The organism is Bacteroides salyersiae (genome assembly GCF_031172035.1).
GTDB lineage: Bacteria > Bacteroidota > Bacteroidia > Bacteroidales > Bacteroidaceae > Bacteroides > Bacteroides salyersiae.
Genome location: NZ_CP133452.1, coordinates 4,475,298 through 4,488,750, shown reverse-complemented (window position 1 = coordinate 4,488,750; position 13,453 = coordinate 4,475,298). Strand labels below are relative to the sequence as shown.

The following is a 13,453-nucleotide window of genomic DNA, read 5'->3' as shown; positions in this document are numbered from 1 at the left end:
TAGTGACTGGTGAGTAGTGACATCACTACTCACTATTTTACAGTTCTTTCAGTAATACCTTGCTTGCCTTCTTGTAATATTCTTCTCTTGATTCCACCAGAATCCGCCATTCATCACTGAATTCAACTTCTTTATCGATTTTGAAATTCTCGGAGCCATAGGTGTCCAGCCGGTCAAGTACTACTGCTACATTCAATTGGTTGAGATCCATAGAGGGCTGGTAGGCGATTTCTTCGCTTTTCTGATCGGTTACTACCTCATGTATCAGGTTGATTTCCTGTAATTGATACAACGTTTGGTTTGTAAGCCGGATCGGGATCTGGTGTTCTTCTGATATCTCTTCGGCTGTATAAGGTGGCTCGTTACGTTCGAAACGTTTGGCTATGAGAGACATGATAAGAATAGATATGAAGTCGCGGTAACGACGGCTGATGTTTTGTGTATCTTTATCGAAGCTGAAGTTTCTGAGGTTCTGTCCGGCATAAGTCAGTTCGGCACCGAACAGGCAAATGGTCCAGGATATTTGCAGCCATAACAGAAACATCGGCAGCGCGGCGAAACTTCCATAAATGGCATTGTAGCGCGATACCCATAACTGACTGCTGATGTATAGGAACTGGAATGCCTGATAAGCAGAACCGGCAAGAATACCCGAAATGAGTGCATGCTTAAACTTTACCTTCGTGTTGGGCATAAAGATGTAAAGCCCTGTAAACATAAACCAAGTCAGTACGAAAGGGATAAGCCGTATCAGAAATTTTATGATAGGAGCCAGCAATACGAAATCCTCTATTTGCTTCAGCATAGTACTCATGAAAATAGAAAGACCGCCTGATACGACAATCAGAATAGGCATTAATAGGAACATGGAGAAGTAATCGGTGATTTTGCGATACATGCTTCTTGCTTTCTTTACTCCCCAGATGCGGTTGAATGTAATTTCGATGTTGCTTACCAGATTGATGACTGTCCATAACAGCATGATTAAACCCACTCCGATAAAAATTCCGCCTTTGGTTTGTGATAAGTAAGAGTTTACGAATTCAAGGATCGTATCGGAAGCTTCCGTTGCCCCTCCAAAGCCGTTGCGGAATTGATGCTCCATGATGGTGGATACGCCGAATCCCCGCGCAATGGCGAATACGATGGCGAGTATGGGCACAATGGCAAGCAGTGTGCTATATGTCAATGCAGAGGCTTTATTGACGATACGGTCTTTCGTGAAGCGGTTGATACAGAGGTAAATGGTTTTAATGACGTTATAAACCGAAAATTTGGTTCTGGTCACTTCGTCCTCCGTGATGCGCCAGATATCATAAGTGATGAATTTCCATATATCGGTTATTTTTTTCTTCATGGCATTCATTTGGAATTATAGTTGAAAAAAAGCAGTCAGCCTGTAAGCCGAGTTCTGTATCCTGTTGGATGAAAGTATTAATTTTTTCATTCCTTAAATCCGTTCATTCAACAAGATGCCTGTCATTTATCTGAGTGGCATGTCACCATACCACTTTAGCGGTCTACCCTCCGACATGGAGCGAGCAACTCTCATAACGCCGGTATACATGACCTTACAACTCCTAAGACGTACAGCCCGACATGTCACCATGCGGCTGGTGGGCTCTTACCCCGCCTTCTCACCCTTACCTCTCTCCCCGAAGAAAGAGGGGCGGTCGTTTTCTTCTACGTTACTCTACCCTCGCGGACAGCTTTCTGTTAGAAAGTAGGATGCTCTGTGTTGCCCGGACTTTCCTCCTGCGCCGAAACGCACGCGACAGGCCGGCCAACTGCTTTATGAGTGCAAAAGTACGTCAATTATTTGTTTTTTGCTAAAAAACAAACACAAACTTCTTCTTTATTGTTCGTTCAATTCTTATCTTTGCTATTAATTGTGTAGAAGTTAGAAGGCATTATTCAATGAAGATACGTATCCTTTTTATTATTCTGTTGTGTTTCATGATTTCAAACATGAAAGCAGGAGAAATTTGTCCCGTTTCTGCCGATTCGGCTTATGCTATTGTCAATGTCTCCGTTTGTAATATGCGGGATGAGGGTAAATTTACTTCCGGTATGACTACTCAGGCTTTGCTGGGAATGCCGGTGAAGGTGTTGCAATATACCGGTTGGTATGAGATTCAGACACCGGACGATTATACCGGATGGGTACACCGGTTGGTGGTTACCCCTATGTCTAAACAGAGGTATGACGAGTGGAACCGTGCGGAGAAAATTATTGTGACGGCCCATTATGGTTTTACATACGAGCGGCCGAATGAACATGCACAGACTGTTTCGGATATAGTGGCGGGTAATCGTTTGAAATGGGAGGGGAGTAAAGGACATTTCTATCGGGTTTCTTATCCTGACGGCCGATTGGCTTATATCTCCAAATCGATAGCCAAGCCGGAAACAAAATGGCGTTCTGAATTGAAAATGGATGCACAAAGTATTATCCGTACAGCGTATACAATGATAGGTATTCCTTATTTATGGGCAGGCACTTCTTCGAAGGGAGTCGATTGTAGCGGTCTGGTGCGGACTGTGCTCTTTATGCACGATATCATTATTCCCCGGGATGCTTCACAGCAGGCTTATGTGGGGCAGCGTATCGGTATTGCTTCCGATTTCAGTAATATAGAGCCGGGCGATCTTATATTCTTCGGCCGGAAAGCAACGGCAGACAAAAAGGAAAGCGTGTCTCATGTCGGTATTTATCTGGGTAATAAGATGTTTATACATGCGCTGGGCGATGTGCACATCAGCAGTTTCAATCCGGAAGATAAAGAATACGATGCATTCAATACCGGCCGGTTGCTCCATGCCGTTCGTTTCTTGCCTTATATAAATAAGGAAAAAGAATTGAATACGACCTTTACGAATCCATATTATAATTAAATGACGGGTGAAGAATAGGAACTGTCGGCTACCTGTTACTAAAAGCACTTCATTCCTCATTAAAAAGTGTATATTATGCAAAATCGACGAGACTTTCTTAAGACGGCCACTTTAGCTGCCATTGGTTCCGGCTTAGGTATTCATAATGTGTTTGCCGGAAAATCGGGTCCGGCTCTTTTCTCTGTCAATAAACTCGGTAAGGGAGGCAGGATGAAAATGAGATTTTTTCCTTACGAGCTTAAGTTGAAGCATGTGTTTGCCGTAGCTTCTTATTCGCGCACTACGACTCCCGATGTACAGGTGGAGATAGAGTACGAAGGGGTGACCGGATACGGCGAAGCCTCTATGCCGCCCTATCTGGGTCAGACGGTGGATACCGTAATGGCATTTCTGCGGAAAGTCGATCTGGAGCAGTTTAGCGATCCGTTCGGGTTGGAAGATATCCTGGCATACGTCGACAGCCTCAGTCCGGGTGATACAGCTGCCAAAGCAGCAGTCGATATAGCTTTGCATGATTTGGTTGGAAAATTGTTAGGAGCTCCTTGGTATAAAATCTGGGGACTGAATAAAGAAAAGACTCCTTCTACCACTTTTACTATCGGTATCGATACGCCTGATGTGGTGCGCGGGAAAACCAGGGAAGTAGCCGGACAGTTTAATATATTGAAAGTTAAGTTGGGGCGTGATAATGATAAAGAGATGATTCGTACGATTCGTTCTGTGAGTGCTTTGCCGATAGCGGTTGATGCCAATCAAGGATGGTCGGACCGGCAATATGCGCTCGATATGATTCATTGGTTAAAAGAACAGGGCATCGTGATGATCGAGCAACCTATGCCCAAAGAACAATTGGATGATATTGCTTGGATTACCCAGCAAAGTCCGTTGCCGGTATTTGCCGATGAGTCTTTACAACGCCTTAATGATGTGACCGCTTTGAAAGGTGCTTTTACCGGGATAAATATCAAGTTGATGAAATGTACCGGCATGCGCGAAGCCTGGAAGATGGTGACGCTGGCACGTGCGCTGGATATGAAAGTAATGGTAGGGTGTATGACTGAAACTTCTTGCGCTGTATCGGCCGCAGCACAGCTTTCTCCGGTTGTTGATTTTGCCGATTTGGATGGTAACCTTCTTATCTCCAATGACCGCTTTAAAGGTATGGAAGTTATAAACGGTAAAATCACTCTCAATGATTTGCCGGGAATCGGAGTTGATTTAATAATGTGACAATATGCTATGAGGTAATGGGTTAATGAAAGAATGTAAAGAATGAAAGAATGAAAAAAAATATGCCGGTGGGTTATTCGGGGATGGAGAGCAATTGGCGCATTGATACATTCTTTTCATTCTTTCATTAATCCATTACCCATTAACTGTCTTATTATTTAATTATTTATTTGTTCAAGCCGAAGAAAGTTCCTATCTTTACCGCTCATATATTCAATATTCACACTAAAAAAGAAGAACTTATGGCAAGTAGAAGAGAACTTAAAAAATCAGTAAATTATATTTCGGGAGAATTATTTGCAGAGTGTTTGGTCAATGCTATGTTTATTCCGGGAACGGACAAGGCAAAAGCAGAAGATATTATGGCTGAAATCCTGAAAATGCAGGATGAATTCGTTAGCCGTATCAGTCATACTGAGCCGGGTAATGTAAAAGGATTCTATAAAAAGTTCCGTTCCGACTTCAATGCAAAAGTAAATGAAATTATTGATGCCATCTCGAAATTGAACTGAGAATGAAAAAAGCAATTTATAGCTTTATTTACTATCGCCTTTTAGGCTGGAAAACAAATGTGACGGTGCCCAATTATGATAAATGTGTTATTTGTGCGGCACCGCACACTACCAATTTAGACTTGTTTATCGGTAAACTGTTTTATGGAGCTATCGGACGCAAAACCAGTTTCATGATGAAGAAAGAATGGTTCTTTTTTCCTTTAGGACTTATCTTTAGAGCTGTGGGCGGCATACCGGTGGACCGGAAACGTAAGACATCATTAGTAGACCAGATGGCGCAGCAGTTTGCCAATAGCAAGAAATTCCATTTGGCTATTACGCCGGAAGGTACACGCAAACGAAATCCGAACTGGAAGAAAGGCTTCTATTATATTGCATTGAAGGCGCAAGTCCCTATTGTCCTTATCGGCATAGATTATGCTACCAAAACAATATCTTCCACCAAAGCCATTATGCCTACGGGAGATATTGAAAAGGATATGCGCGAAATCAAACTTTATTTCAAGAATTTCAAAGGGAAATATCCGGAAAATTTCTCCATTGGCGAAATATAAACGAGTAATAATCAGAAACGGAAAGGCTGGTGTTTAACGAAATGATGCATCCATTAAAAATTTCAATCGTTCAGACAGATATAGCCTGGGAAAATAAACAGGAAAATCTCCGTATGCTTCGTGAAAAGCTACATGCTCTTCGCGGAACAACGGAGATTGTTGTTTTGCCGGAAATGTTTTCTACGGGATTCACGATGAAAAGCCGGGAACTTGCAGAACCGGTATCCGGAATTACAGTACGTATTTTAAAGGAATTGGCGGCTGATTTTCAGCTTGCCCTTTGTGGCAGTTTTATTTGTAGCGAACGGAGTAATTATTACAATCGTGCTTTCTTTATTACCCCGGAAGGGGAAGAATTCTATTATGATAAGCGACATCTTTTCCGTATGGGGAATGAAGCAGAATATTTCTCTTCCGGAAACAATAAGCTGATTATTTCTTATCGGGGGTGGAATATTTGTTTGCTGGTCTGTTATGATTTGCGTTTTCCGGTATGGAGCCGGAATGTAAACAATGAATATGACCTGCTGATATATGTGGCGAGCTGGCCCCAGGCAAGAAGATTGGCGTGGGATACTTTGCTTTGTGCCCGTGCATTGGAAAATATGTGTTATGTGTGCGGGGTGAACCGCATAGGCGTAGATGGTAATAAACTCATTTATAATGGAGGCAGTGTTGTCTTTTCTGCTAAAGGAGAAGTCTTGGCTTCTGTCCCGGATGGGGAAGAAGGTATTGAAACCGTTTCGCTCAGCCTGATATCTTTGCAGCAATTGCGCGATAAGTTTCCTGTGTGGAAAGATGCAGATGCTTTCCGGCTTTAGCTTCCTACATATTTCTTTGGTTAAATAAACAAACGTTAAAATTGCTCTTTCTCGGCAACAATACCTACAATAAGGTAGTTTTTATAATAAACTTCTTTTGTATCTTTGTCGTTCAGAAAAACAGTCGCACGACTTGAATCTAACATAACTTAATTAAAGAATTTATGAAAACAAACTTAAGTTCTCAAATCACTCTCAACAGGGTCTCCCCCAGATACTACAGACCGGAGAATGCATTTGAACGGTCGGTATTGACCCGACTTGAAAAAATCCCTACCGATATTTATGAATCTGTAGAAGAAGGTGCCAATCACATCGCTTGTGAAATAGCACAAGTAATACGCGATAAACAAAAAGCAGGGCGCTTCTGTGTATTGGCGTTGCCGGGTGGTAATTCTCCGCGCAATGTGTATGCGGAATTGATTCGTATGCATAAAGAGGAAGGTTTGAGTTTCCGCAATGTGATCGTATTCAATATGTACGAGTATTATCCTCTGTCTTCTGATGCCATCAACAGTAATTTCAATGCTCTGAAAGAAATGTTGCTGGACCATGTGGATATCGATAAGCAGAATGTATTTACTCCGGATGGAAGCATTGCAAAAGATACGATTCTGGAATATTGCCGTTTGTACGAGCAGCGTATCGAAAGTTTTGGAGGGGTTGATATTGCCCTGTTAGGTATCGGTCGTGTAGGTAATATTGCTTTCAATGAGCCGGGTTCGCGTTTGAATTCTACCACTCGTCTGATTTTATTGGATAGTGCTTCGCGTAACGAAGCTGCCAAAATATTCGGAACTATCGATAATACACCTATCAGCTCTATTACAATGGGTGTGTCTACAATCTTGGGAGCCAAGAAAGTATATCTTCTGGCATGGGGTGAAGACAAGGCCCGTATGATAAAAGAATGTGTGGAAGGTTCTATCACGGATACGATTCCCGCTTCTTACCTGCAGACGCACAACAATGCACATGTAGCGATCGATCTTTCGGCTGCCAGCAACCTGACGCGTATCCAGCGTCCGTGGCTGGTGACTTCCTGTGAATGGAACGACAAGCTGATTCGTAGTGCTATCGTTTGGTTATGCCAATTGACAGGTAAACCGATCTTGAAACTTACTAATAAAGATTATAACGAAAACGGTTTGAGCGAATTGTTGGCTCTCTTCGGTTCGGCATATAATGTGAATATCAAGATATTCAACGATTTGCAGCACACTATTACCGGATGGCCCGGTGGAAAACCGAATGCTGACGATACGTATCGTCCTGAACGTGCCAAACCGTTCCCGAAACGTGTTGTCGTATTTTCTCCGCATCCGGATGATGACGTGATTTCTATGGGAGGTACCATTCGCCGTTTGGTAGAGCAGAAACATGAAGTGCATGTAGCTTATCAGACGTCGGGTAACATTGCAGTAGGGGATGAGGAAGTGATTCGTTTCCTGCACTTTATCAATGGTTTCAACCAGATATTCAATAACAGCGAAGACCAGGTAATCAATGAGAAATATACGGAAATCCGTAAGTTCCTTAAGGAAAAGAAGGACGGTGATATGGATTCACGCGATATATTGACTATCAAAGGCTTGATTCGTCGTGGTGAAGCCCGGACGGCTTGTACATATAATAATATTCCGTTGGATCGTTGCCATTTCTTGGATATGCCGTTCTATGAAACCGGTAGAATTCAGAAGAATCCGATCAGTGAAGCCGATGTGGAAATCGTACGTAATTTGCTTCGTGAAGTGAAACCTCATCAGATATTTGTAGCAGGCGATCTTGCCGATCCGCACGGTACACACCGTGTTTGTACGGATGCTGTGTTTGCTGCTATTGATTTGGAAAAGGAGGAAGGTGCCAAGTGGCTGAAAGACTGCCGTATCTGGATGTACCGTGGTGCGTGGGCAGAGTGGGAAATCGAAAATATTGAGATGGCAGTGCCTATCAGCCCGGAAGAGTTGCGTGCTAAACGTAATTCTATTTTGAAACATCAGTCACAGATGGAGAGCGCACCGTTCTTAGGTAACGACGAACGTCTGTTCTGGCAACGTAGCGAAGACCGTAACCGTGGTACGGCTGCGCTTTACGATAATCTGGGTCTTGCTTCTTATGAGGCAATGGAAGCATTCGTGGAGTATATTCCGCTATAACAATTAGTAAAGAATCATAAAGGAAGAGTGAAGAGTCGGGAATTCTTCACTCTTTTTTTGTTTATCAATAAAAAAACTACTAATATGAAGAAAGAAGAAACTTACTGTCGGTTGCTTCCTATGGCGGGAGCTTATAACATGCGTGACTTGGGTGGCTATCGTACGGTTTATGGCAAGTGTGTAAAATGGAAAATGCTTTTCCGCTCGGACGATATGAATAAACTGACTGCAATGGATTTAGATTATCTCTCTTTATTGCCATTGCGTACGGTTATCGACTTCAGGAGTGAAGTAGAGAAAAACGCCGCCATAGACCGTTTGCCGCAAACTGTGTCCAAGCACATACCCTTATCAATTGAAGCGGGCGATATGAGTGGTATCACCCATTTTGATAGAAATAATCTGAGCGCCGTTATGGAGGAAGTGTATGCATATATCATCCGGAATATGCAGGATGTATACAAAGAGTTTTTCAGTATCCTGTCGGAGAAAGAAAACGCTCCGCTTCTTTTTCATTGTTCTGCGGGAAAGGACCGGACCGGTATCGCTGCCGCATTGTTATTGTCGGCTTTGGGAGTCGATCGTGAGACTGTAACGGAGGATTATATGCTGTCTGCAGAACATATCACCAAAAAATATGAATTCATCACTCGGGAGCATCCGGAGTTGAAGCCGTTGACTACCGTAAGAAAAGAGTATTTGGAAACTGCATTCCGGGTAATAGACGAAGAATTTGGAGGAATAGAAAGGTACTTGATCGATAACCTTGAAGTGGATTTGGATAAACTACGTGAATTATACACAGAATAGAGGAATTTACTCTATTTTTGCGGATAAATGGTAAATGATTGGAGTTTTATGAGAAAACTATGCCTATTCCTGTTGTTCCTTATTGCAGGGACATCCCTGCTCTTTGCGCAGGCCATCGAAAAGAACGTAGAAGAGCGACTAACTGATTTCTTCAGTAATTATACCACTGTTTCTGCAAAAATCAACCGACCCGCGCTCAAGAGTGTAGAGATTGATTTTGACCGTAAACGACTGACGATACAAGCTTCCGAGAGTTTTGCCTACCAGCCTTTTCTCCCGGAAACAGTAGAGAGTATTTATAATCAGGTGGAAAATCTTCTTCCCGGTCCTGTACGTTTTTTTGATGTCACGATCTATGCTGACGGTAAACCGATTGAAGATCTCATTCCTAATGTTTACCGAAAAAAGAAAAAGGATAAGACACGTCTTTCTTTGAATATTGATTATAAAGGGGCGCCATGGGTGAAGAATATGTCACGTCCCTATGAAATTTCGCGTGGACTGGACAATCGTCATATCGCTTTGTGGCAAAGTCATGGACAGTACTTTAAAAACGATAAAGGAGAGTGGGGATGGCAGCGTCCCCGGCTTTTCTGTACTACTGAGGACTTATTTACCCAGTCCTTTATTCTTCCTTATGTCATTCCGATGCTTGAGAATGCAGGCGCCAATGTATTTACTCCGCGTGAGCGTGATACGCAGAAGAATGAAGTGATTGTTGATAATGACACGAAAGACGGGTCTGTCTATCTGGAAGTGAAAAGTCGTAAAGCTCGTTGGGAAGTAGCCGCTAAAAGAGGTTTTGCCCGGACGAAACGTGTTTATAGAGATGGGGAGAATCCGTTTTTGGACGGTACTGCCCGTTATGCCCGTACCGAAAAGAAAAAGAATAAGGCTTTTGCGGAGTGGATCCCTACTATTCCGGAGAGTGGTAATTATGCTGTATATGTTTCTTATCAGACATTGCCCAATAGTGTGAGCGATGCTAAATATCTTGTTTTTCACAAGGGGGGAGTTACCGAATTTAAGGTTAACCAGCAAATAGGTGGGGGGACTTGGGTCTACTTAGGAACTTTTGAATTTGATAAGGGTAATAACGATTATGGCATGGTGGTGCTCAGCAATGAGAGTAAGGAGGACGGGGTAGTATGTGCAGATGCAGTACGTTTTGGCGGTGGTATGGGTAATATTTCGAGAGGTGGTAATGTCAGTGGATTGCCGCGTTATCTGGAGGGAGCACGTTACTCAGCACAATGGGGTGGTATGCCTTACGAGGTATATGCCGGCAAGAAAGGAGAAAATGATTATACCGACGACATCAATGTGCGTTCTAATGCATTGAATTATTTGTCCGGAGGGTCGGTGTTTAATCCCAAAGAGAAAGGATTGGGAGTACCGTTGGAGATGGCAGTTGCTTTGCATAGCGATGCAGGGCATAGCAGGACGGACGAAATAATCGGTTCGCTGGGGATATATACGACGGATTTCAATAACGGGCAGTTGAATACGGGGATAGACCGTTATGCTTCACGCGACTTGTCGGATATTTTACTGACTCAAATACAGAATGATATTCGTGCTGCCTACAATATCCCCTGGACACGCCGTAGCATGTGGAACCGGAATTATAGTGAAACGCGTTTACCTTCTGTTCCTTCCACCATTATAGAATTGTTGTCACATCAGAATTTTGCCGATATGCAGTTGGGACATGATCCTAATTTTAAGTTTACGGTAGGGCGTGCTATTTATAAGGGGGTACTCCGTTTCATAAATAGTCAACATGGGAAAGAGTCTGTTGTGCAACCGCTTCCAGTGAGTAATTTTGCGATCCGCTTCGGGAAGAAAAAGAATACACTGGAACTATCCTGGCAGGGAGAAAATGATCCTCTTGAGCCAACGGCTACCCCGCGGGAGTATATGGTATATACCCGTGTCGGTTATGGTGGTTTTGATAATGGAGTATTGGTAAATAAAACGTCGCATGTGGTCAAAATAGAGCCGGGACTTGTATATTCGTTCAAAGTTACGGCAGTGAACCGTGGTGGTGAAAGTTTCCCTTCTGAGATTTTATCGGCTTATAAAGCAAAGAACGAAAAAGGAAAAGTTCTTATTGTTAATGGTTTCGATCGCTTAAGCGGACCTGCCGTTATCAATACTTCTACCACTGCCGGCTTCGATTTGGAGCAAGATCCGGGAGTTCCTTATTTATACAATATTTCTCTTTGTGGTCCGCAGACCGGTTTTGACCGTAAGCAAGCCGGTAAGGAAGGAAAGGGGAGTCTGGGAGATAGCGGCAGTGAGTTGGAAGGTATGAAAATCATCGGAAATACTTTCGATTATTCATTTATTCATGGAAAGGCGATTCAGGCGACGGGACGATATAGTTTTGTATCGTGTAGCGATGAGGCGGTAGAAAACGAAAGAGTACAATTGGAAGAGTACCCGATTGTGGATTACATCTTGGGGCTGGAAAAGGAGAATACGACCGACCGGGCTTATTACAAGACTTTTTCTTCGGCTATGCAACGGATCATCACTGCCTATTGTCAGTCGGGAGGGAATATATTAGTCAGTGGTTCTTATGTGGGAAGTGACATGAGCACTTCGCAAGGGAATCGGGAATTTACCGAGAAAGTATTAAAATATGGTTATCAGGAATCGCTTCGGGATAATCGTTCCGGACAGATCGATGGATTGGGGCGTACTGTTTCGATTCCCCGTTTGCCTAACGAGAAAATGTATGCGGTAACTGCACCGGACTGTATCGTCCCTGTAGCTCCAGCTTTTTCCGTATTTACCTATCATCCGGGAAAGCAGAGTGCCGGTATTGCTTATCGTGGAGATTACCGTACGTTTGTAATGGGATTTCCTTTTGAAAGTATAGAGTCGGAAGCTGATCGGGCCGCAATTATGGCGGCAGTGCTAAACTTTTTTGATGATAAATCCTTTTAAGAGGAAAATTCAAATAGACTCTTAATGGAAGATGGCGAATGTTAAATGATGAATGATTCATAAACGGGTTAGCAATTAATTATTCATCATTTACCATTAATCACTAAAAAATTCTATCTTTGTCGCTATCATTAACTTTAAAATAAAAAGATTATGTATACCATACAAGCAAATCCCAGTGGTACACGCACTATGGAAGTTTCAGAAGAGAATTTGAGAACAATTGAAAAATATGCGTTGTTTCGTCATCTTATCGACAGTAACGGTATTGTCGATGAAGCTGTTCTCGATAAACTCAAGCTCAATATCCGTTCACTTATTGCCAGTCAGGAGGAAGACAGTAAGGACCTGCTCGATCTTTGCATTGATGTGATTTATCACAACAATATGAAAGCATTCGGTTTGCAGCAACTTATAAAGTTATATCTTGTCTGGTTCAATTCGCAAGAGGCAGAAGAGGAGGAGTCATGATTGCTGTTGACACTCGTGGGACGACTGCTTACAGTCCCTTGATTCCAGCCATAAAGGCCATGTGTAGTGCTGAATCCGGTGATACTGTGGAGATTATTATGGATAATGCCAATGCATTTCAGGACTTAAAAGAATATTTGTCGGAGCAAGGCATCGGCTTTCGCGAAATTTATGATGGTGAGCAGATGACTTTACAGTTTACTATTCCAGGATGAGTGAAATACAACAGAAATTAGAAAAACTGCCGGGAAAGGCAATTAAAAAAATAAACAGTATATATGGTAGTGTAGATAAATTCTATGCTACCGTTTATCTTATTGCCCGTAATGAGCATCAATGCCAGATGATGTCTGTACCGGCTGCCGATCAACGAATAAAAACCATTCATGCTTATCAAGGATTGATACGTTTTATGCTTGATGAACTCGGTCTTGATGGAAAAGATATCATGGATGGTATAGCGAGTGCTTATCTGGAGGATTTTGTGAACTATCGTGAGCAGGACTTCGGTATGACGAATGAAGAATTTATTTCTATCATCAAACGCATCGGATAATTTATGGATATCTTTCTGATTATTTTGGGGAGTATTTGCCTGTTGGTAGGGCTAATCGGTTGTATTGTCCCTATGTTGCCGGGGCCGCCTATTGCTTATGTGGCTTTAGTACTGCTTCAACTTACCGATAAGGTCACTTTTACGCCGTTGCAACTCTTTTTTTGGTTACTTCTTGTCGTAGTGATTCAGATACTCGATTATTTTGTCCCGATGTTTGGAGTGAAACGATTCGGAGGTACGGGTTGGGGAAATTGGGGTTGTATTATCGGTACGTTTGCCGGACTCTTTCTATTTCCGCCTTGGGGTGTTATTATTGGTCCGTTTGCCGGTGCATTTATAGGAGAGTTGTTGGGCGGCAAGGAAACGAGGCATGCACTGAAAGCCGGATTCGGGGCTTTTATAGGTTTTCTTTTGGGCACTGTACTCAAAGTAGCCGTATGTGGATGGTTTATCTTCTGCTTTATCCATGCATTAGTATAGCGAAATTATC

Annotated in this window: 13 protein-coding genes and 1 other RNA gene; 12 read left to right on the top strand and 2 right to left on the bottom strand. The window is 42.7% G+C overall.

What is annotated here, in order from left to right:
- Positions 1 to 37: 37 nt before the first annotated feature.
- Positions 38 to 1,357, bottom strand: a complete 1,320-nt coding sequence (locus RB604_RS17095; RefSeq protein WP_005931102.1) for a YihY/virulence factor BrkB family protein — start codon at positions 1,355 to 1,357, stop codon at positions 38 to 40.
- A gap of 27 nt (positions 1,358 to 1,384) precedes the next feature.
- An RNA gene (rnpB, locus tag RB604_RS17090) (RNase P RNA component class A) lies at positions 1,385 to 1,791 on the bottom strand.
- A 126-nt stretch (positions 1,792 to 1,917) separates the two neighbouring features.
- Between rnpB and RB604_RS17085 the strand changes: the two genes are divergently transcribed.
- The 12 genes from RB604_RS17085 to RB604_RS17030 all read left to right on the top strand — a co-directional run bounded on the left by RB604_RS17085 (position 1,918) and on the right by RB604_RS17030 (position 13,443).
- The gene (locus RB604_RS17085; RefSeq protein ID WP_055294312.1) at positions 1,918 to 2,895 is read left to right on the top strand and encodes a C40 family peptidase; all 978 of its coding nucleotides are present in this window, start codon (positions 1,918 to 1,920) and stop codon (positions 2,893 to 2,895) included.
- Positions 2,896 to 2,970: 75 nt separating this feature from the next.
- Positions 2,971 to 4,125 carry a dipeptide epimerase gene (locus RB604_RS17080; protein WP_055294314.1) on the top strand — a complete coding sequence of 385 codons (1,155 nt, stop codon included), beginning with the start codon at positions 2,971 to 2,973 and terminating at the stop codon, positions 4,123 to 4,125.
- 242 nt (positions 4,126 to 4,367) lie between these two features.
- A complete protein-coding gene (locus RB604_RS17075) occupies positions 4,368 to 4,637 on the top strand; it encodes a hypothetical protein (protein ID WP_005931110.1) in 270 nt (89 codons plus the stop codon).
- A 2-nt stretch (positions 4,638 to 4,639) separates the two neighbouring features.
- Positions 4,640 to 5,194, top strand: a complete 555-nt coding sequence (locus RB604_RS17070; RefSeq protein WP_005931113.1) for a lysophospholipid acyltransferase family protein — start codon at positions 4,640 to 4,642, stop codon at positions 5,192 to 5,194.
- A gap of 44 nt (positions 5,195 to 5,238) precedes the next feature.
- A complete protein-coding gene (locus tag RB604_RS17065) occupies positions 5,239 to 6,015 on the top strand; it encodes an amidohydrolase (RefSeq protein WP_044094101.1) in 777 nt (258 codons plus the stop codon).
- Positions 6,016 to 6,179: 164 nt separating this feature from the next.
- Entirely contained in the window at positions 6,180 to 8,171 is a 1,992-nt protein-coding gene (locus tag RB604_RS17060) for a glucosamine-6-phosphate deaminase (RefSeq protein WP_005931122.1), read from the top strand.
- A gap of 84 nt (positions 8,172 to 8,255) precedes the next feature.
- Positions 8,256 to 8,981 (top strand): tyrosine-protein phosphatase, encoded by a 726-nt coding sequence (locus tag RB604_RS17055; RefSeq protein ID WP_005931125.1) that lies wholly within the window; start codon positions 8,256 to 8,258, stop codon positions 8,979 to 8,981.
- A 48-nt stretch (positions 8,982 to 9,029) separates the two neighbouring features.
- The gene (locus RB604_RS17050) at positions 9,030 to 11,936 is read left to right on the top strand and encodes a golvesin C-terminal-like domain-containing protein (RefSeq protein ID WP_055294349.1); all 2,907 of its coding nucleotides are present in this window, start codon (positions 9,030 to 9,032) and stop codon (positions 11,934 to 11,936) included.
- Positions 11,937 to 12,089: 153 nt separating this feature from the next.
- Entirely contained in the window at positions 12,090 to 12,407 is a 318-nt protein-coding gene (locus RB604_RS17045) for a DUF8442 family protein (protein ID WP_005931130.1), read from the top strand.
- A complete protein-coding gene (locus tag RB604_RS17040) occupies positions 12,404 to 12,622 on the top strand; it encodes a sulfurtransferase TusA family protein (RefSeq protein ID WP_005931133.1) in 219 nt (72 codons plus the stop codon). Before RB604_RS17045 ends, RB604_RS17040 begins: the two co-directional genes overlap by 4 nt.
- Positions 12,619 to 12,963 (top strand): hypothetical protein, encoded by a 345-nt coding sequence (locus RB604_RS17035; RefSeq protein WP_005931135.1) that lies wholly within the window; start codon positions 12,619 to 12,621, stop codon positions 12,961 to 12,963. The genes RB604_RS17040 and RB604_RS17035 overlap by 4 nt, the downstream gene beginning before the upstream one ends.
- Positions 12,964 to 12,966: 3 nt before the next feature.
- Positions 12,967 to 13,443: a DUF456 domain-containing protein gene (locus RB604_RS17030; protein WP_005931137.1), complete on the top strand. Its 477-nt coding sequence runs from the start codon at positions 12,967 to 12,969 to the stop codon at positions 13,441 to 13,443.
- Positions 13,444 to 13,453 lie beyond the last annotated feature (10 nt).

What these genes read in the sequence shown, in the direction of transcription:
- RB604_RS17095 (WP_005931102.1), bottom strand. Translation starts at nt 1,357, where the DNA reads ATGAAGAAAAAAATAACCGATATATGGAAATTCATCACTTATGATATC.
- RB604_RS17085 (WP_055294312.1), top strand. Translation starts at nt 1,918, where the DNA reads ATGAAGATACGTATCCTTTTTATTATTCTGTTGTGTTTCATGATTTCA.
- RB604_RS17080 (WP_055294314.1), top strand. Translation starts at nt 2,971, where the DNA reads ATGCAAAATCGACGAGACTTTCTTAAGACGGCCACTTTAGCTGCCATT.
- RB604_RS17075 (WP_005931110.1), top strand. Translation starts at nt 4,368, where the DNA reads ATGGCAAGTAGAAGAGAACTTAAAAAATCAGTAAATTATATTTCGGGA.
- RB604_RS17070 (WP_005931113.1), top strand. Translation starts at nt 4,640, where the DNA reads ATGAAAAAAGCAATTTATAGCTTTATTTACTATCGCCTTTTAGGCTGG.
- RB604_RS17065 (WP_044094101.1), top strand. Translation starts at nt 5,239, where the DNA reads ATGCATCCATTAAAAATTTCAATCGTTCAGACAGATATAGCCTGGGAA.
- RB604_RS17060 (WP_005931122.1), top strand. Translation starts at nt 6,180, where the DNA reads ATGAAAACAAACTTAAGTTCTCAAATCACTCTCAACAGGGTCTCCCCC.
- RB604_RS17055 (WP_005931125.1), top strand. Translation starts at nt 8,256, where the DNA reads ATGAAGAAAGAAGAAACTTACTGTCGGTTGCTTCCTATGGCGGGAGCT.
- RB604_RS17050 (WP_055294349.1), top strand. Translation starts at nt 9,030, where the DNA reads ATGAGAAAACTATGCCTATTCCTGTTGTTCCTTATTGCAGGGACATCC.
- RB604_RS17045 (WP_005931130.1), top strand. Translation starts at nt 12,090, where the DNA reads ATGTATACCATACAAGCAAATCCCAGTGGTACACGCACTATGGAAGTT.
- RB604_RS17040 (WP_005931133.1), top strand. Translation starts at nt 12,404, where the DNA reads ATGATTGCTGTTGACACTCGTGGGACGACTGCTTACAGTCCCTTGATT.
- RB604_RS17035 (WP_005931135.1), top strand. Translation starts at nt 12,619, where the DNA reads ATGAGTGAAATACAACAGAAATTAGAAAAACTGCCGGGAAAGGCAATT.
- RB604_RS17030 (WP_005931137.1), top strand. Translation starts at nt 12,967, where the DNA reads ATGGATATCTTTCTGATTATTTTGGGGAGTATTTGCCTGTTGGTAGGG.